Origin of the sequence: Mucilaginibacter sp. NFX135, assembly GCF_048565145.1 — a bacterium.
GTDB lineage: Bacteria > Bacteroidota > Bacteroidia > Sphingobacteriales > Sphingobacteriaceae > Mucilaginibacter.
In genome coordinates, this window is sequence record NZ_CP183412.1 from 857,900 (window position 1) to 877,664 (window position 19,765).

General features: G+C 43.3%; 15 protein-coding genes. 5 read left to right on the forward strand and 10 right to left on the reverse strand.

Annotated features, from left to right (window positions below):
* Positions 1-6: 6 nt before the first annotated feature.
* The 10 genes from ACNURT_RS03810 to ACNURT_RS03855 form a co-directional block, all read right to left on the reverse strand.
* Positions 7-1,398, reverse strand: coding sequence for a TolC family protein (locus tag ACNURT_RS03810; RefSeq protein ID WP_419700619.1), 1,392 nt, complete (start codon positions 1,396-1,398; stop codon positions 7-9).
* Positions 1,399-1,567: 169 nt separating this feature from the next.
* Entirely contained in the window at positions 1,568-1,963 is a 396-nt protein-coding gene (locus ACNURT_RS03815) for a hypothetical protein (RefSeq protein WP_419700620.1), read from the reverse strand.
* 201 nt (positions 1,964-2,164) lie between these two features.
* On the reverse strand, positions 2,165-3,946 hold the full coding sequence (locus ACNURT_RS03820) for a DUF885 domain-containing protein (RefSeq protein WP_419700621.1): 1,782 nt from the start codon (positions 3,944-3,946) through the stop codon (positions 2,165-2,167).
* 97 nt (positions 3,947-4,043) lie between these two features.
* Positions 4,044-4,298 carry a Txe/YoeB family addiction module toxin gene (locus ACNURT_RS03825; protein ID WP_419700622.1) on the reverse strand — a complete coding sequence of 85 codons (255 nt, stop codon included), beginning with the start codon at positions 4,296-4,298 and terminating at the stop codon, positions 4,044-4,046.
* The gene (locus ACNURT_RS03830; RefSeq protein ID WP_370997507.1) at positions 4,298-4,549 is read right to left on the reverse strand and encodes a type II toxin-antitoxin system Phd/YefM family antitoxin; all 252 of its coding nucleotides are present in this window, start codon (positions 4,547-4,549) and stop codon (positions 4,298-4,300) included. The genes ACNURT_RS03825 and ACNURT_RS03830 overlap by 1 nt, the downstream gene beginning before the upstream one ends.
* 91 nt (positions 4,550-4,640) lie before the next feature.
* Positions 4,641-7,487, reverse strand: coding sequence for an excinuclease ABC subunit UvrA (gene uvrA, locus ACNURT_RS03835; RefSeq protein ID WP_419700623.1), 2,847 nt, complete (start codon positions 7,485-7,487; stop codon positions 4,641-4,643).
* Positions 7,488-7,842: 355 nt separating this feature from the next.
* Positions 7,843-8,847 (reverse strand): phosphotransferase, encoded by a 1,005-nt coding sequence (locus tag ACNURT_RS03840; protein ID WP_419700624.1) that lies wholly within the window; start codon positions 8,845-8,847, stop codon positions 7,843-7,845.
* A gap of 434 nt (positions 8,848-9,281) precedes the next feature.
* Positions 9,282-9,419, reverse strand: coding sequence for a hypothetical protein (locus tag ACNURT_RS03845; RefSeq protein WP_370997510.1), 138 nt, complete (start codon positions 9,417-9,419; stop codon positions 9,282-9,284).
* A gap of 7 nt (positions 9,420-9,426) precedes the next feature.
* Entirely contained in the window at positions 9,427-10,236 is an 810-nt protein-coding gene (locus ACNURT_RS03850) for a helix-turn-helix domain-containing protein (RefSeq protein WP_370997511.1), read from the reverse strand.
* Between the two features lie 124 nt (positions 10,237-10,360).
* Positions 10,361-11,404, reverse strand: coding sequence for an SDR family oxidoreductase (locus tag ACNURT_RS03855; protein ID WP_419700625.1), 1,044 nt, complete (start codon positions 11,402-11,404; stop codon positions 10,361-10,363).
* 377 nt (positions 11,405-11,781) lie between these two features.
* On the opposite strand from ACNURT_RS03855, the gene ACNURT_RS03860 reads away from it, so the two are divergent.
* From ACNURT_RS03860 to ACNURT_RS03880, 5 genes are all read left to right on the forward strand, one after another.
* The gene (locus ACNURT_RS03860) at positions 11,782-12,138 is read left to right on the forward strand and encodes a diacylglycerol kinase family protein (protein ID WP_419700626.1); all 357 of its coding nucleotides are present in this window, start codon (positions 11,782-11,784) and stop codon (positions 12,136-12,138) included.
* Between the two features lies 1 nt (position 12,139).
* Positions 12,140-12,865, forward strand: coding sequence for a DNA repair protein RecO (recO, locus tag ACNURT_RS03865; RefSeq protein WP_419700627.1), 726 nt, complete (start codon positions 12,140-12,142; stop codon positions 12,863-12,865).
* A 439-nt stretch (positions 12,866-13,304) separates the two neighbouring features.
* Positions 13,305-13,832: a DUF2062 domain-containing protein gene (locus ACNURT_RS03870; RefSeq protein ID WP_419700628.1), complete on the forward strand. Its 528-nt coding sequence runs from the start codon at positions 13,305-13,307 to the stop codon at positions 13,830-13,832.
* Between the two features lie 870 nt (positions 13,833-14,702).
* Positions 14,703-17,864 carry a SusC/RagA family TonB-linked outer membrane protein gene (locus ACNURT_RS03875; RefSeq protein WP_419700629.1) on the forward strand — a complete coding sequence of 1,054 codons (3,162 nt, stop codon included), beginning with the start codon at positions 14,703-14,705 and terminating at the stop codon, positions 17,862-17,864.
* Between the two features lie 18 nt (positions 17,865-17,882).
* Positions 17,883-19,751 carry a RagB/SusD family nutrient uptake outer membrane protein gene (locus ACNURT_RS03880; protein WP_419700630.1) on the forward strand — a complete coding sequence of 623 codons (1,869 nt, stop codon included), beginning with the start codon at positions 17,883-17,885 and terminating at the stop codon, positions 19,749-19,751.
* Positions 19,752-19,765 lie beyond the last annotated feature (14 nt).

Sequence of the window (19,765 nt, forward strand, 5' to 3'; positions counted from 1 at the left end):
GCTAAATTATTTTAAAAGGTTTAAAACGGTATTCACCTGGTTTTCGGTAACGGCTTTCTGGAACAGTGCGCCGGAGTAAGCGAATTTGGCCTGTGCCAGGTCTGTTTCGGCACGGTAAAGGATATTGAGGGCCGCATTGAGCTCGATAATATCGGTTAAGCCGCTTTTATATAGCGACAGTTTTTGTCGATAACCATCGTTGGCCGCCTTTAACTGGCGCGGAATTTCCTGCAGGCGCTGCCGGGCGGTTTCCAGCTCTACATCGGCCTGGTTGGCACTGGTAGACAGGAGTTGCCTTTGCTCAGACAGCTTTTGCAGACTGTAATCTGTAGTAGCTTTTTGGGTACGCAGCTTGAGTTGGCGACGGCGGATATCAAACAAATTATAGGATACACCTATACCCACCAGGTAATTGCTACGATCGACACCTAAGCCGCTCGACAGGCTGTTGAAATGATCGTTAGCATCGATGCTCGATCCTCGCCCCCAGGCCGCGGCTTCCAGCATGATCTTGGGGTTATAGCTTTTTTTCACCATAGCCTCGCGCTGTAAACTGTTTTGATATACCGATTTGTAATAGTTGATCAGGGGGTGATTAACCGTATCGGGATTTAAGGATTGTACCACTGCCAATTGGCCTATCAGTGTCATCTCGGCTGTAGTATCAGGGATGATGGACTGATACGGCAAACCACTAACGGACGACAGTTGTAATTGTACCTGCTTTTGCTGATTGATTAGCTCGATATAGTTTAACCTGGCTTTTGACAGTTCGGCTTCCGAAATACTGGTATCCACACCTGCCCGTACACCGCTTTTAGCCAATGATTGTATAGAACGAAGGATCTCAGTATTGCGCTTTATATTGAGTGACTGTATGGCCAGCAGATCATGCAGGCGCAACAGTTGCAGATAATTGCTAATGGTATAAGCCCGTAACTGGTACCTGGAGTTGGCAAATTGATTTTGCTCTACCTGGATATCAGAATTGGCCACTTTATTTTGAGCGCCATAGGAGCCAAAATTGTAAATCTCCCAGTCGAGCGCAGCTACGCCCACGGCTGCCGATACGGCAGAGTTATTACTTTCTGCGCGTACTTTGGAATCGGCCGGGATAATGCCAAACCCAAAATACGGGCCGGCCACGTTGTTGTTGGTGCCTATATCGGCCTGGTAGTTAAGTCGCAAGTTGGGCAGCCAGTTGCTATGCGTTTCGGCAGCCTGGGTACGGCGGATCTTGATAGCCGCGGAGTCGGTGAGCAGTGTAGGTGCATTTTGATCAACCCGGTTGAGCAGCGTTTTTAAGCTGACCGCCGGATCATTGTTTTGCTGTGCATAGGTATTTACCGCTATGAGCAGGCCCGCAGCAATCAATACGGTTATTTTTAAACTTTGCATAAGTTTCTGAAATGAACTTGTACCGGCGACTATTTAACTTAAGCAGATAAGGACGCATTAAAGCATAACCCTAAAGGCAAAGCATACAGTAAATACCGGTAAATGATAGATAAACTAATTTGAATATATGATGGAGCATAAGCTCGGGGCCTGAGGAGGCCTCATCAACTCAAATTTTAAATGTGCAGAAGGACAAATAGGAGTATTGTGAATCGGTAACTGACCAATTAATGTTAAGTAAACGCTGTGGATTGAGTTTCCAGAGGCGTTGTGCAAACAACAGCAATATAAAGCTGCCAACAACCATATTTAACAGATCAATAGCCGATTTTTTATCATTCATGATAAACTTATCGGTACGCTGGAAAAAATTGGTATGGGAAAGGCTGGCCACTGTGGTTTCGGTCTTCCTTTTAAAGATGGAGTTATGGCTTACAGCCGCCTCGGCAACCGGCCCGGTTAACCGGGGTAAAAAAAAGATGTGCGATACAGCAATAAAGATATAGCAGGCAGCTATGAATAGCACTTGCAGTTTTTTAAAGATATCTGTACGGCTTTGTTTCACGCAGGTAACCATTTATACAACAAAGGTCAAAAAAATCAAATTGTATTTATGCAAAAATATTGTTGCAATATGAAGTATAGATGAACGTAATGCAAAATAGTTGCGATAGGCAGATATAAAAGTTGCCCGTGGGGACACGGGCAACGGTGTGAATATAAAAGTTGCCCGTGAGGACACGGGCAACGGGAAATAGTTTGTGTATTATTGTTTGGCAGCCCAGGCGTCCATTTTGGCTTCAAATACAGCAAGCGGCATGGCGCCGTCTTTCAGTACCTGGTTATGGAATTCGGCCAGGTTAAATTTGCTGCCCATCTGTTTTTCGTATTTATTACGAAGCTCGCGTATTTTAAGCGCCCCTATTTTATAACCCAACGCCTGACCCGGAATGGCCATATAGCGTTCAATTTCGGCAGTAGCGCCTTGTTCACTGATGGCTTCGTTATCCATCATATATTTAATGGCTTGCTCGCGGCTCATGTTTTTGGTATGTATGGCCACATCAACCACTAAGCGGATGGCACGGTGTATCTCATCGCCCAGCGCGCCCATATATTGATAAGGGTCGGTATATAGTCCCAACTCCTTACCTAAGGATTCGCAGTATAAGGCCCATCCTTCTACATAAGCATTTTCGCCGCCATCAAACCTGCGGAATTTGGGTAGTGAGGTGTTCTCCTGGGTCAAAGAGATCTGGTAATGATGACCCGGAATAGCCTCATGCAGGAATAAGGATTCCATACCCGAAGTAATGTTAAATTTGGTAGCATCCAATATGGGCACATAAAATATACCCGGTCTGCTGCCGTCTGCCGAACCCTGGTTGTATTCGGCGCTGGCCGATGCTGCCCGGAAAGCCTCCGTTTGCCTGATCTCGAAAGGCGTTTTAGGCACATGGTTAAACATTTTTTTCAGGTTGGGCTCCATGCGTTTATGGATGTTTTCAAACGCTGCCAGAACCTCTTTTGGGGTTTTGTAGGGAGTAAACTTAGGGTCGGTTTTCATGTATTCAAAAAACGCTTGCAGGTCGCCTTTAAAGCCAACGCTGGTTTTGATACTATCCATAATACCACGGATGCGGCTTACCTCTTTCAATCCGGTCTGGTAAATTTCTTCAGGTGTTTTGTCGGTAGTGGTTTGTTGTTTAACCAGGTATGCATATCTGGCCGCACCATCCGGCAAAGCCGAATAACCCGAAGTAGCACGCGCATGCGGCAGGTATTCTGTTTTTAAATAATCTGCCAGTTTTTTATAAGTAGGTGAAATAACAGTGGTGATGGCCTTTTTATAAGCTTCGGTGAGTTGTTTTTTATCCGTGTCCGAAAAATCTTTGGGTAGATTAGTGATCGGCCCATAAAATAAGCTTTTTGTAGGGTCGGCAACTACCAGATCCTGTAGTTCAGGGATAGCTTTTACCACCAGCGCCCGGGGTAAAACCACGCCTGCTTTAACGCCTTTGTTAAAATTGCTGATGGCAGTATCGGCCCATACCGAAAACGCAGATACACGTTTTAGCCAATCATTATAATCCTTAACCGTCTTAAAGGGTTGTGCACCGGAGCCCGAACCCAGTTGACCCATGGTAAGCGGCAGGGCATAAAACTGGTTAAAGGGCATGTATTCAAAATGCTGCTTAAAGCCATCAAGGGCAAGCTGCGCCTCATAGGTAAAAATATCGTACGAAAGCCGATCGGCTTCACTCAGGTCTTCGCGGTTAAAGTGTTTTACCTGGGCCAGGTAATTGGTATAAAAGGCCTGCGCTTTGGCCAAAAACGCTGCGGAACCATCATTAGGCAACTGATCATTATAGCGGTTATCGCCAATATAGGTGGCATTAAGCGGATACAGCTTTAATGATTCTTCAAAGTAATTATCAAATACTTTGGCCAGCTCCGGATTGTCGGTTTTAGATGAATTGGTTGTTTTAGATTGGTTGCAGGCAGCTAATAGAGCTACGGCGAAAATGTATAGAATGGTTTTTTTCATTTCAGTTAGTAGTTAATGAGTAAAGCTAACAAAATGAAAATAAAGGAGACTGTGCGCGAATCACCTTTTGTAGAAAGACTTATTTGAACTACGTTGTTTAATAATGATAACGGCATTGAAGAATAAAAATAGATTCATGCTCTACCTTATACACCAGGCGGTGTTCCAAATTAATTCTGCGGGACCACCAACCAGACAAATTATGTTTTAGTGGCTCTGGTTTTCCACTGCCATCATAAGGAATACGTTCTATTTCTTTAATTAAGGTATTGATTTTTTTTAAAATAGATTTATCTGTGCTTTGCCAATATAAATAATCATCCCATGCGGGGCTCAGAAAAACGATCTTCACTAATCAATAAGCTTTTTTTCCTGACCTAAACCCTTTTCATATTCTTCAATGCCTTTTAGAAGCCGTGTAGCATTGTTGGGACTTTTGAGCAGATAAAAAGTTTCTTCCATGCTTTCATAATCGGCTTTTGAAATTACAACTACATCATCGCCGGTGGTACTGGTTACCAACAATGGTCTATGATCATTACGTACCTTATCCAAAAAGGATTTTAGCTGCTGTCTGAAGGCAGTATATGTGGTAATTTCCATTTGTATCTTTATATCAATGTAAAGATATAAAAACAAAACAACATGTACAATATATTGTACATGTTGTTTTGAAGAACATTAAATTCAAATTCTATTTTATGCCCATTTCCTTTTTCAAAAACTGACCGGTGAAGCTGTTTTTAACCTTGCATAGTCCTTCGGGCGTACCAGAGAACAGGATATTACCCCCGCCTGATCCACCTTCGGGGCCAAGATCGATCACATGGTCGACCACCTTGATCACATCCAGGTTATGCTCGATGACCAGTACGGTATTGCCTTTATCTACCAGTTGGTACAGTACGCCCAACAGTACATTGATATCCTCGAAATGTAAACCGGTCGTAGGCTCATCTAGTATATAAAAAGTATTGCCGGTATCTTTTTTAGATAGTTCGGTGGCCAATTTAACACGCTGTGCTTCGCCGCCTGATAAAGTGGTTGACGCCTGGCCAAGCGTAATGTATCCCAAACCAACATCATACAAAGTTTTAACCTTACGGTAGATAGATGGAATGTGCTCAAAAAACGGTGTAGCATCCTCAATGCTCATATCCAGTACATCGCTGATGGATTTACCACGATAGCGTACTTCCAGCGTTTCGCGGTTGTACCGGCGGCCCCCGCATTCTTCGCAAGGCACCTGTACATCGGGTAAAAAGTTCATTTCGATCACCTTCATACCGGCACCCTGGCAGGTTTCGCAACGACCGCCTTTTACATTGAATGAAAAGCGACCAGGCTTGTATCCCCTGATCCTTGATTCGGGCAGGGCCACGTACAGGTTGCGGATATCCGAAAATACGCCGGTATAGGTAGCCGGGTTGGAGCGCGGTGTACGACCAATAGGTGTTTGATCGATCTCGATCACTTTGTCGATATTTTCAAGCCCTTCAATTTTTTCATAAGGCAAGGGTTGTTTCTTGGCCCTGAAAAAATGATGGTTCAGTATAGGATATAATGTTTCGGTAATTAAGCTTGATTTACCACTGCCCGATACCCCGGTAATGCCGATAAGCTTACCCAGCGGAAAATCAACCGATACCTTTTTCAGATTATGGCCGGTGGCTTTTTTCAGGCTCAGTGTTTTGCCGTTACCCTCCCTGCGTTTTGCTGGGATGGCAATGGAGCGTTCGCCGTTGATGTAGGATGTGGTGAGGGTATGTTTGGCCATTAGCTCGGCCGGTGTGCCTTCGGCTACTACCTGTCCGCCATGTACACCCGCTGCCGGTCCCATATCAATTACGTGGTCGGCTTCCAGTATCATATCCTTATCATGCTCTACCACCAAAACGGTGTTACCCAGGTCGCGCAGGTTTTTGAGCGCGTTGATGAGGCGTTCGTTATCACGCTGATGCAAGCCAATGCTGGGTTCATCCAGAATGTACATCACGTTCATGAGTTGTGATCCTATCTGGGTAGCCAAACGGATCCGCTGTGCCTCGCCCCCTGATAAGGTTTTGGCTGTACGGTCGAGCGTTAAATAGCTCAGGCCTACATCCAGCAAAAACACAATACGCGCGCGGATCTCTTTCAGGATCTCCTTGGCTATCACATTCTGTCGCTCGGTTAGGCGGTCTTCCAGGTTGGTGAACCATCCCTGCAGGGTACGGATGTCCATACAGGCCAGCTCAAATATATTCTTATTATCGACCTTAAAATGCAGCGACTCTTTTTTGAGTCTTGCGCCATCACAAACCGGACAGGTTTTCAGCACACGATAGTTTTCCATATCGTCCATGCCTTCGTCGCCGCGGCGCTCCTGCTGCTCTTCCAGCATGCGCACAATACCGTCAAAGGTGATCTGGTAGCTTTGTACGTTCCATTTGTTGTATTCCACGGCAACGGTGATCATATCCGGCGATCCGTTCAGGATGATATCCTTTTGCTCGGGCGTCAGCTTTTCGATCGGGGTCGAGAGTGAAAACTCATATTTCTTGGCCAACGACTTTAACACCTGGAAGATCCAGGTTTCACGGTACTCGCCGATAGGTGCCAATCCGCCATTCATGATGCTTAGTTTGGGGTTGGGGATAACTGAAGCTTCATCAACCTCAAAAATATAACCCAAACCATTACATTTTTCGCAGGCGCCATAAGGCGAGTTAAAGGAGAAAGTATTGGGCTGAGGTTCATCATAAGAGATGCCCGATACCGGGTCCATCAGGTATTTACTATAGTACGCAACGTTATTATCCTTATCGCCAACGCGGATGATGCCCTTGGCAATTTTAAGGGCGGTTTGTACCGAAGTATATAAACGCTTGCTGTCTTTTTCAGATACCACCAAACGGTCAACCACAATATCAATATCATGGATCTTGTAACGATCCACCTGCATTTTGGGCTCCACATCGGCCATGGCGCCGTCTATCCATACTTTGAGGTAGCCCTGTTTGCGTATAGATTCAAAAAGCTCGCGGTAATGACCTTTACGGGCTTTTACCACCGGGGCCAGGATGTTTACCGGCTGTCCATCGAACTTTTCGGTAATGGTTTTCAGGATCTGATCTTCGCTCATGCGCTCCATCTTTTCGCCGGTGGTATATGAGTAAGCCTCGCCGGTACGGGCAAAAAGCAAACGCATAAAATCGTAGATCTCGGTAATGGTACCCACGGTGGAGCGCGGATTTTTACTGGTGGTTTTTTGCTCAATGGCAATAACCGGGCTCAAGCCAGACACCTTATCCACATCTGGGCGTTCCATACCACCCATGAACTGGCGCGAGTAGGCCGAAAATGTTTCCATATAACGGCGCTGCCCTTCGGCATAAATGGTATCAAAAGCCAGGGATGATTTGCCGCTGCCGCTCAAACCAGTGATCACCACCAACTTATTGCGCGGAAAAGAAACATCAATATTTTTTAAATTATGTACCCTGGCGCCATAAACTTCAACTTCGCTTTGTTCGCCCAGGTCAACGGTTATTTCGTTCATATATGTTATTGGTACCAAATTTATTAAACCCAGGTAAACGGGTTTACTTTAAAAGTGTATGTAAGATAATACCTTTAAAAGAAATTGCTAAAAAATTAAGCAAAGATACAGAAAATTGGTGTGGATTTTATGCTAAGCGTGTCAGCATAAGGTTAATATTTACAGGCTTACTTAGTGTTTATAATAAGCGCGTCATTGCTTCGTACCTCGCAATGACGCGGGTTTTGTTGCTTTTTCCTGCGCTGTCCGAAGTCTCTGACTTCGGACTTATATGTAGGTAGTCTTCAGACTACCGGCGCTGTAGTTGCAAACTACAGGCATAGTGATCCGAAGTCAGAGACTTCGGATAGCGCAGTTAGCGGTTGCGACTAAGTGATTGATAATTCGCCACAATAAGCAACGCTTCATCCAGTCTTTTCAAACCCAAATTATGCTGAAGCTGTTCCCGGTGAATCTGGGCATATTGCAGGCGGTTGTCCATATTAGCCAAACTGAGCTTGCCGGTCCAAATGAGGTCATGAAATTCTCTGAAGCCGGGCATGGCCATATTAGAGTCAACAGGCTTATTTGGTGTTTTGCCTGCCATCGTAAAAACAACAAAATAAAACAGATGAAGGATCTGCCGCATCAAAAAAAAGCGGGCATGTTGATATTCGGCAGCTTCCTGGCCAAAGTAAGCTTCCAGATAAATCTTTTCATCTTCCTCGTTCTTTACTAAAAAATTCGCCATAATAGCCAGGTCCAGGTAGCGGTCGTTCAAAAAGGCGGCTTCCCAGTCAACCAGCCAAACCCGTTCTCCGTCAAACAAGGTGTTTTCGGGTTTAAGGTCATTATGGCATCCAACCAGATCTTCGGCATTGCGGGGATAGATGTTTTTAACCCGGGTATAAAAGTTGAACAGCCCGGCAGTTAACTCATCAGGTATGAGGTTGCCGGCCCGGAATTTTTCAATAAACTCAGCAATTTTATCCAGGTAGTTGATCCGGAAAGGAAAAGGTGGTAAGGCGTGCAATCGTTTAAGCAGATACGGCAGCTTTGTTTTGGCCTCTTCCATCGGGAAAGGTTTGGCATCTATAAAATCAATAATGGCTATCCTGTCCTCCACATTAGCATACCAAACTTTCGGTGCTATCCCAGCTTCGGCGGCAGCTTTCATGCAATTATACTCCAGGGTAGGGTCGGCCATGGCATCTGTACGGGTGATAATCCGGAGCAGGTAAGGCTTTCCGCGAACGATGATCCGGAAAACGAGAGCCGATGATAGTCCGGCGGTGAGTTCACGGGTCTCTTCCAGATCGGTGGTGCCAAAAGTTACTTGCAGGGCATGATTAATAGCGGGCTTTTTGGTTTCAGGAATCATAATACAGGCTTTAAAGTGCTGATGATGAGTCAAATATATTTATGGCTTTTTACTTTCAGCCGCTTTTGAAAGTATATTTTTTGCGCCGTACTTTTTGAGTAATATTTGCGTTAACCCTGTATATGAGCCCCATGATAAGGGTAATAGCATGAAAAGGCATAAAGCGAAAATTAGGCATCTATCGATCGACTCACCCCGACATCGCTGCGCTCGTCACCCCTCTCTCCGCTTCGCGCATAGAGGGGATTTTTAATTCTTTTTTTCTTTACCCTCTTTGCGGCAAAGCCGCAGAGAGGGTGGTCCAGCGAAGCGTAGACCAGGTGAGTCGGCTCTGCGGCTTGTAGGTTTCAACACTGCCTTTTTCACGGGCTATTACTATGATAAGGACCTGGAATTCAAATTTTCTTTATTTGTAAAGCCAGGATAGTAAGTCGTTAGCTGATGCTATAATTCTTGCCATCTTTAGGCTGCTCTGTTTTTTGAGGCAAGGCAATATTAGCCAATGACACAATATTTTTACTCAATTGCCATGGGCTTCTACCGCCCGCCACGCCTGTTTTAATACGCCTCATATATTAACTATGCAGCGAAAACAGCTGTGGGATTATAACCGAATTGCTTTTTAAACGCAAAGGAAAAGTGCGACAAGTTTTCAAAACCTACGTCGAAATAAACATCAGATGGTTTTCTTTTTTGTTCGGATATCAGGTAATGCGCCAATTCCAGGCGCTTTTTGGTCAACCATTTCTCAGGGGTATTGTTAAATATTTTTTTAAAATCGCGCTTAAATGTGGTAAGACTTCTACCTGTGAGGTAGCCGAATTTGGCAGCGGTGAGGTTAAACATATAATTCCGTTCCATAAAATCCATCAGATCTATCTTTCCAGGTTTATCAAGCTGCCCCAGCAGCTGATCTACGTTTTTATCAATGGTGCGCAACACCCTTATCGCTTCCTCTATTTTAAAAGCGGCCAGATCGGCCGGTAAAGCATCCGCCAATTTAAAATAAGGCGTGAGCGAATTAAACAAACTTTCAAGCAAAGGGTGATCGGCCAGTTGTATTAAGCCGATGGTTTGATGTGGCTGCGGATCGATAGGATTAGCCGCATAATATTGACTTAATATCTCGTGTCTGAAAACAATAGATACCGCAATACAAGGTTCACCGTTCAAGGGTAATTTGCTCATCCGGCCCAGTTGATTGCGCGGGAACAGCACCGTATCACCTGCAAAAAAACTGTAATGCCTATCGGCGGCGGCAATCCTTACCTCACCGGATATTACCCTTACAAGCGCGGGCTGCGGCAACACCAATTCGCGGCTATAATGAACTTCCTTTTTGCATGATATAAATATTTCCGGTACACTGGCGGGCGTTAATGGTTCCATAAAAATAAAATTAATGAAAGTTACCCTGATAATAACTAATGGCCAATGCGGCCATTAGTCTCTCATCATTATTGTTGGTTAACTGTTTCACAGCCGATCAATTTTTCATCCTCAAGGGGCAGTACTACTTCACGATGCCTAAACGGATGAGGCTTTCGGCAGTAGCCACTATAGCCTCTTCGGTAGAGCGGGGCGACCAACCTAATAAATTTACTGCCTTTTCATTGGTAGTATTCATTATCAAACCCAAAAACGGAATAATGGCCTTCGCTGCCGGGTTTTTCAATGCCGCGATGCGCACCAGGGTATTCGGTAATTCCTTAACATTTACCTTTTCTGCCAATGTGCCCATATTTTGTTTGAGTATTCTGGCCACTTCCACCATCCAGATACTTTCGCCTGCGGTAGCGATAAATCGTTGCCCTTTAGCTGCAGGATCGGTCATCGCCCGTAAATGCAGATCGGCTACATCGCGCACATCCACATAGGAAGAATTGACCTTTGGGCAGCCAGCCATTTTCCCCTCCATCAAATTCTGCAGAAAGTGGATGGAGTGAGAATAATCAACACCTAATACAGGGCCTAAAACAGCAACAGGGTTAACCACCGAAAGTTCCAGCTGATCACCTTCCCTTTCGATAAAATTCCAGGCAGCCCGCTCTGCCAGTGTTTTTGATTTTTGGTAGGCAGGTGTGTTATCGGAGATCACTGTCCAGTCTTTTTCTGTAAACGGGGCGGTTTGAGGTTTGTGCCCGTAAACTACAGCACCAATAGCAGAGGTAAGCACAACCCGCTTTACCCCGGCATCACGCGCGGCCCGCAATACGCGCAATACACCATCACGCGCTGGGATGATCATTTCATCCTCATGTTTATAAACATTTAAAGGCGTTGGGGATGCAACGTGTATAACATAGGTGCAGCCGCTCACAGCTTCGTTCCAATTGACATCGGAGCCTAACTCTGCGGTTATAAATGATAAGCGGTTACCGGCTTCTACGCCGCCTTCTTTCAGCATGGCCCGTACCTCGGGTTCGCGCGTCAGCGATCTTACGGTTGCTCTTACCCGGAAACCCGCGTTCAGCAATTGTAATATACAATGTACCGCGATAAAACCCGAACCACCGGTTACAAGCACTGTTTTTTCATTATTTGAATTTGTTGTCATCTGATAAATAATTTGATACAACAAAGATCGATCTAATGATAAAGCAGCGGTTTGTTTAAAAGGTCGAAGTTGCTTTGTTTAAAGGGTCAGGCAAATCTTTGCGCCTGCAAACTGTTTGTAAAAAGAAAAACCGGGTTGTTGTGTTAAAGAGGTAAAAAGATCATTTTTAATCCATCAACCATTGAATACTTTTTAAACATTTCAAAACCCATCTAAAGTTTGTTAAAAAGTGTTAAAACCGATGGTTTTGAATCCGTTTTCGGCAGTTTTTGACACAATTTCGCCCTCTTTTTGACTAAAAAAGTGTTAAAATTTAAGATTTAAAAAGTTTTTAAGCTATCAAATTCATAAGTGCCAATAACAATGTATTTTTGTATATGAGAAGACTGATCCGCAGTTTTGGTTTTGCCTTTAAAGGCCTGCAATATGCTACCGCTACCCAGCCCAACTTCCGGATACACTTGGTGACCGCCGTTATTGCCATTGGACTGGGAACCATACTGCATCTTTCCGCTGCCGAATGGCAATGGATAACCATAAGCATTGCCCTGGTACTGGTAACCGAACTCATCAACACCGCCATTGAAACCCTCACAGACCTGGTTTCGCCTACCTACAATATCAAAGCCGGTCATGTTAAGGATGTTAGCGCCGGTGCGGTGGTAATTGCCGCGGTATTTGCCCTGGTTATGGGCTGTATCATTTTTATACCTAAACTTATTTCACTGGTATAATATGCTGCATAAAACCCGTGGTATTGTATTTAAAGCGACCGATTATGGAGATAGCAGTGTTATTGTACAGCTTTTCACCGAAAAGTTCGGTCTGCAATCATACATCATCAACGGTGCAAAAAAGCCCAAAGCAAAAATAGGGCGCAATATGCTGCAGCCCTTGCATCTGCTCGATCTGGTGGTTTATCATAAAAATACAGGCAGCGTGCAACGAATTGCAGAACTTAAAAATTCGCCGGTACTGCAAAGCATCCCATATGATGTGATCAAAAGTTGTATCGCTATCTTTCTGAACGAAGTGTTGTACAAAGCCGTAAGACAACAATCGGCCGATGAGCGTTTGTTTGATTTTGTATTTAGCGCCATAGAATGGCTCGATCATCAAACCGGGAACGTGGCTAACTTTCATCTGTTGTTTTTGGTTCAGCTAACCCGTTATCTGGGTTTTTACCCGGATAGGTACCAGGCTGGCCAGGCCGATTATTTCGATATGAAGAACGGTACCTTCAGCAACTATAAACCTGATAGCTTGCTGTACCTGTCGCCGCCTCACACGCAAAACTTTCATCTGCTTTTGCAGTGCAGTTTTGAAAATATGCAGCAATTAAAATGGAGTAATGACGAACGCAGGTACCTGATTCAAAAACTATTGGAATATTACGCGCTGCACATAGAAGGGTTTGGCAATATACGCTCTGCAGATGTGCTGGAGGAAGTATTATCCTGAAATAGGGAGGTGTTATTCTATAATGGTAAGGGGCCGGAAATAAAAAAAGAGAAAGCCAATGGCTGCCTCTTTTTGTTGACTGACCTCATTATTTACCATAAAGAACTAATTGGTTAGATCGATAATAACAATTATTACAAATATATGCACTATAGAATAAGTAGACTAATTTTTTAATAAAAATTTAACATGCATTGGGCTTATAATGTGCATTATAGCTATTTGGGTTATTTTATAAAGCACCTGGTCAACATAAGCATTGAATAAACCGCTGCTATTATTTATCATAAAGATATTACCTTTGCCGTTTTGTAATGTAAGTGGATAGTTATTCAAAACTTAAAAGTTTGTTAATGTTGCTAAGGGTAAATTTGTAATAAGGTTTATACTGACCATTTCAAAACTTTACCCGGACGGTTGCTAAATATGGATCAAAACTATGAGTAGTTCAGAAAAAATGAAAGCAGGGATTCAAAAGCTTTGGGCGGTATGTGTTAATCCTGGCTATTTTTTCAAATCTCTTTTCAGTAAAGAACGAGGCAAACAGTTTATAAAAAATCATTTATTTAATCCGGATCAATCGGCACAGCTTAAAGCGTTTTCCATTGGTTTTGGTGTATTCATGGGCATAATACCTATATGGGGCTTTCAACTGATCATAGCGTTTTCACTGGCTATATTATTAAAGTTGAATAAGGCGCTCGTTCTTTTAGCCACACACATCAGTTTTGCCCCGCTGATACCGGCTGTAATTTTTTTAAGCTACAAAGCCGGTGGCTACTGGATGGGCGAAAAAAATATCGACATTCCCTTTAACGGAAACATTTCCTTAAAATCAATCAGCCTTCACCTGGAACAATATCTTTACGGCAGTATATCACTCGCCATAGTAGCCGGCGTAATAACCGGTTTGATAGCCTTTGCCTTGCTGAAATTTGTCGGCCGGAAAACCGTTATGGCTACTTAGCCGATAATATGAGAATAGATTAATGATTCTATTTACTTATATATCATTAGCAAAATATACTCATAAAGCTATCTTGAAATAGTAAAACCTTTTAACAAAGAGGTTTCAAAAAAACTTTTTATAAAAAAATAGGCTAACTATTTCTTTATCTGTGCATTTCACACTTATTTAATAACATACGAGTAATCGTTTTTAACGAAAACGTTATCGTAAATAAAAACAGTTAAAGTTTATGAAAACCTGATCTCCCGGGATATTTTTGGTAAATACAGTTTAGTATTTTGCCAATTACAAATAATAAGAAGCGCTTTAATTACTTATATAAACAGCTTAATTATTAACCATAAAACTGCTTTATATCCGCAAATTTCATTGTCCCTGCGTGAACGTGAATACTGTTTGGAATTACCATACAAGCGGAATAAATGCAGTATTGATTACCCTAAAAAAACCTTAGATCATGAAAAAATAAAACCAGGCCTTACCTAACAAAAAGAAATCGGCAGTGGGTTCAGCACTACCGAAATCAATACTATCCCTTTTAGCCAAACAACAACATTGAATGTTGCGGGGATTTTTTTGCCTAATTCAACCGAAATTTTTACTAAGCAATACAAATATGAAGAAAAAATCCTCACATTTTGCTATTTAACGGGCATTTATGCCTGATAGTATCGTCATTATAACAATAATAAAACAGGCGTAATCCAACATCCGGGGATTGACTATTCCTGTATTGCATCAATAAATTTTTTGGCCAGGCAACATAGATCTGATGGGACAGATCTGTGTGCCTTTTTGTATAGCGATAGGTATCGGCTCCGCTACAATTAACGCAAACCACTTAAACCAATTAATACTATTAAAATTATGAGAAAACAAATTACTCTCCTTATTTTATTTTTGCTGGCCAGCAGCACCCTTGCCCTGGCCCAGGAGTTATCTGTTACGGGTACTGTTAAGGATGATAGAGGTCCGGTACCTGGGGTAACTGTTAAAGTAAAAGGAACGGGAAAAGGCGTTGCCACGGATTTAAAGGGCCATTATGTCCTCAGTGCGCCCTCAACTGCCACGCTGGTGTTTAGCATAGTCGGTTATGCCAGTCAGGAGCAACCGGTTAACGGACGTAATCAAATCAATATTACCCTTACAGAAGATAATAAACAGCTGAATGAGGTAGTGGTGGTAGGTTACGGTACCCGTCAAAAAAAGGATGTTACGGGGGCCGTAGCAAGCGTAAAAGCTACCCAGCTTGAAAATGAAAACCCTACGAGTATTGGCGACGTGCTTAAAGGCAACATTCCCGGACTTACCGTTAGCATGAATACTTCGGCCAAAGGCGGTGGAGACTTGTTACTTCGCGGAAAATCTACGCTAACCGGTAACACCTCACCATTAATTGTGTTAGATGGTGTGATTTATAACGGGCAACTCGCTGATATTAACCCTAACGATGTGGAGTCGGTAGACGTATTAAAAGATGCCAGCGCCCTTGCCGTTTACGGATCACGATCTGCAGCTGGTGTAGTTGCTATCACCACCAAAAAGGGAAAAACAGGTCCGCCTATTATTACCCTTAATTCAAACTTTGGTATTGCTCAATTAGAAAAAGAGCAAAAAGTGTATGGCCCGCAAGGTTTTTTAGATTGGCGTGCCGATGTTATGCGAAGCATCAATGTTAATAATCCTGATTATGAATATACCGACCCAAGGAAGCTGCCATCAGGCATAACTGTTGATCAATGGATGGCATTAACAAAGGCCACAGGCGATCCGGTTGACCAGTGGTTAAGCAGGCTGGGTTTGGTAGCTAATGAAAGAGCCAATTATATGGCAGGCAAAACCGTCGACTGGTTTGATAAGGTTTTCCGTAATGGTTTCAGGCAGGATCACACCATTAGCATGGCAGGTAAACGCGAGGATGTTAACTATTATATGTCTTTAAACTATACCAAAAATCAAAACCTGATTGCCGGCGGTGATTATAGTAACATACGCGCCCGGTTAAACCTTGAAGGACGAGCTACCAGCTTTTTAACCGTTGGTATTAATGTCCAATATGCTGTAAGGGATGAAAGTAATTTGCCGGCAAGAAACAGCGATGGCAGTACCGACAGGCCCCATACCTTAGAAGCGGATTGGAATCAAATTACCAATAACTCCCCTTACGGCGACTTTTATAACGCTGATGGCACTTTAAGAAGGATACCTACAGACGATGCCGGATTAAATGCCCGGAATCCATTTTTAAATATGCAGTATGATGAAAGCATGAACGTTCAAAACACGTTATTTGCAAATATTTACGGCAGGGTAACCTTGCCCATGGATATTACCTTTCAAACCAACTTTACACCGAGTTACGATTCATACCGAACTTTTTATCATAACTCATCGCACAACCCCAATGTAACTGTACCCGGCGGGCAGGCGCAGCGTTCCATGGAAAACCGCTACAATTACCAGATAGATAACTTATTGAAATGGAACCACACCTTTAACAACATCCATAACATTGATGTTACCTTTCTGGCTAATACAGAGAAATATCAATCGTGGTATACTTATGAATACAACGAAGGCTTTAGCCCGAATGACGACCTGAGCTTTCATAACATTGGTGCGGGTAACAAACCCACCGTAAGCAGCGACGACCGTTACTCAACTGCTAACGCCTATCTGGGGCGTATCAATTATACCTTAATGCAACGCTATTTACTCACCGTATCTGTTCGGCGTGACGGCTATTCTTTATTTGGGCAAAAACACCCAAGCGACAATTTTCCATCTGTAGCCGGCGGCTGGATATTTACCGATGAGAATTTTATGAAATCAAACAAATGGTTAAGCTATGGTAAACTGCGTTTATCATACGGCGTTAATGGCAACCGTGATATCAGGGATGGTAATGGTACGGTTGATCCAAACAGGGCTCTTGCCGTAATTACAGCCGAAAAGTATCCAACTGTTACTCCTGGTGGCACAGCTACAGCAAACTCTGCTCTTTACATCAGCAGAATGGCTAACGCTGATCTGAGATGGGAGCGTACCACATCTCTAAATGCAGGTATTGATTTTGCATTGTTCAACAGTCGCTTAAACGGTTCCATTGACGTTTACAGCAAGAAAACCACCAATTTGCTTGTTCAAAGAACCTTACCACAAGTTTCGGGCTTTACCAGCGTAATCTCCAATATAGGCCAGGTAAACAACAAAGGTTTCGAATTTAATCTTACCAGTAAAAACATAGTTAGCAGTAATTTTAACTGGAACAGTTCATTCAACTTTTTCTTAAATCGAAATAAGATTGTGCATCTATATGGCGCTGCTGATGTTACCAATGCCGATGGAACAGTAAGCCATGTTGAAAACAGCGACAAGGCTAACGGATGGTTTATAGGTAAGGATATTGATGTAGTGTGGGATTATAAAGTATTAGGCGTTTGGCAAACCAATGAAAAAGATGAGGCCGCCAAATACGGTGCGGTTCCCGGCGATTTTAAATTGCAGAAACTGGTAAACAGCGGCCCCAATCAATATAAATATACCGACGATGATAAGCAATTTATTGGTTACGAATCGCCCAGATTTACCTGGTCATTACGCAACGACTTTAACATCTATAAAAACTTTGATTTCGGATTTTTGCTCATCTCCAACTGGGGGCAGCTTAGAAAATATAACCAGGCTATTAATAACCAGGGAGGTGTGAGTATTTCCAGAACTTCATCATACGTACAACCTTACTGGACACCCAATGACCCGATTAACGATTATGCCCGCTTAAATTCTGGCTCCAGCGGTACAACTGTTAACGTATGGCGCAAGGCTTCCTTCGTCAGGCTAAATACCGTTTCGTTGGGATACAATTTCCCAAAATCATGGCTTACTCCCCTAAAAATACAAAGCGCGAAACTATATGCTAACGTAAGCAACGCCGCCGTATATGCCCCGAATTGGGATTTCTGGGATCCGCAAAACGATGGCCCAACTCCAAGATATATATCAGTAGGTGTAAACGTAGTATTTTAAAAAATTGAACTGATCAACATGAAAACAATAAATAAAAAAATAATAGCAACCATTACTTTAGCTACAGTGCTGATTTCGGGTAGCTGTAAAAAGGATTTCCTTAAACCTAAGGATCTTTCTGATTTTACGCCAGACCTTACGCTAACCTCGGTACCTGCTATGCAGGCTGCACTTAACTACCTGAATAAAAATTTAAGAGCAGAATTTTTTGGAGATTCGGCACCGATGCTTACCGAATCTATATTTTCGGATGTGGCGGTTGAAGGTACTACCGATAAAACCACACCCGCACAGGATCTGAATGTGCGTATTACTCCAACTGCTAATTTAAACAGTGATGACTACAACAAAATTGGCTGGTATTGGAAACAATGGTATCAAGGGGTACGCTACGCCAATACCATTATTACGCGCATAGATAATGTTAAATATACTTCTGACGCTCAAAGAAACGACATTTTAGGCAGGGCATATTTTCACAGGGCTTATTGCTATTACCGTCTTGTACATGAGTTTGGCGATGTCCCTTGCCCTTTTAAGGAAGAAAGCGTGCCGAATGTTGCTTACGCTACGGTTAAACGCGAAGTAATATTACAGCAAATGAAAACCGACCTGGAATTCGCACAAAAATGGGTAACTGACGGCGGCAATAAGGGAGATGTTACCAAAGGTGCGGTTAGCCATTTATTAACCAAGGTAGATCTCTCTCTTGGTAAATTTGATGATGCTCTTGCTGCAGCCAACTCAGTGATCAATGGCGGCCCTTATCATTTAATGACCGCGCGCTTTGGAAGCACCGGGGCTGATGCCACCAAAAATGTGATCTGGGATTTGCACCGTCCGGATAATAAAGCTCTTGCCTCAAATACAGAGGCTTTATACCTGGTAATTGACCGGGATAATCTGGAAGGCAATACGGCAAACGGTTCACAATTAATGCGTAACACCACTCCTTTTTATTCACAGGCCAATACCATACTTACCCCCGGTAAAAACAAAGCCGGTATTATTGATGCGGTGACTGCTGAGATTCCGCTTACGCTTTATTATGGCAGGGGAATAGGCCGTTATCGCGGAACGCCATATAGTACCAAATACATCTGGACAGACAGTACCGATTTAAGACATGCTCCGGGAAACTGGATGAACATGACCGACCTGGTGTATAATAATCCGGCTTTAAAAACATCTGATCCTGATTGGTATGGAAAACACCTGGAGCAATGGACCGCCGCCAATGTAGCTACCCGTTTTTTAAATGGCCCGAGAGATACCATCCGCTGCTGGTTTGGCTGGCCACATTATAAGGTATTTATCAGCTCCACCAATATCGCTGTTGATAAATTCTGGAGCCCTCCACGCGGTACGGATAGCGACTGGTATGTGTTCCGTTTGGCCGAAACCTATTTGTTAAGAGCCGAAGCCTACGTATGGAAAGGCGACTTAAACAGCGCGATGGCCGATATAAATGTGGTAAGAGCAAGAGCTCAGGCCGCACCTTTAACTGATGCCAGCAAAGTTAATATAGGTACCGTTCTTGATGAGCGCGCCCGGGAACTTTACTGGGAAGAGCCCCGTAAAACCGAGCTTACCCGTATAGCTTACATTTTTGCATTGACAGGTAAGCCTTCTTACACCGGCAAAACCTATAATGTGAATAATTTCTCCGAATCAAATTTCTTTTTTGACCGCATCATTGAAAAGAATGATTTTTATAATAAAGGTGTAGTAACCAACTCCGGTAACACTTTTACCATATCACCATATCATGTATTGTGGCCTATACCCAATAGCGATATTCTGTTAAATATTAACGGGCACATTAACCAAAATAAAGGGTATGCCGGCTCGGCAAGCAATGTTCCGGCACTTGACAAGATCCCGTAACATTTGCCTTTAAT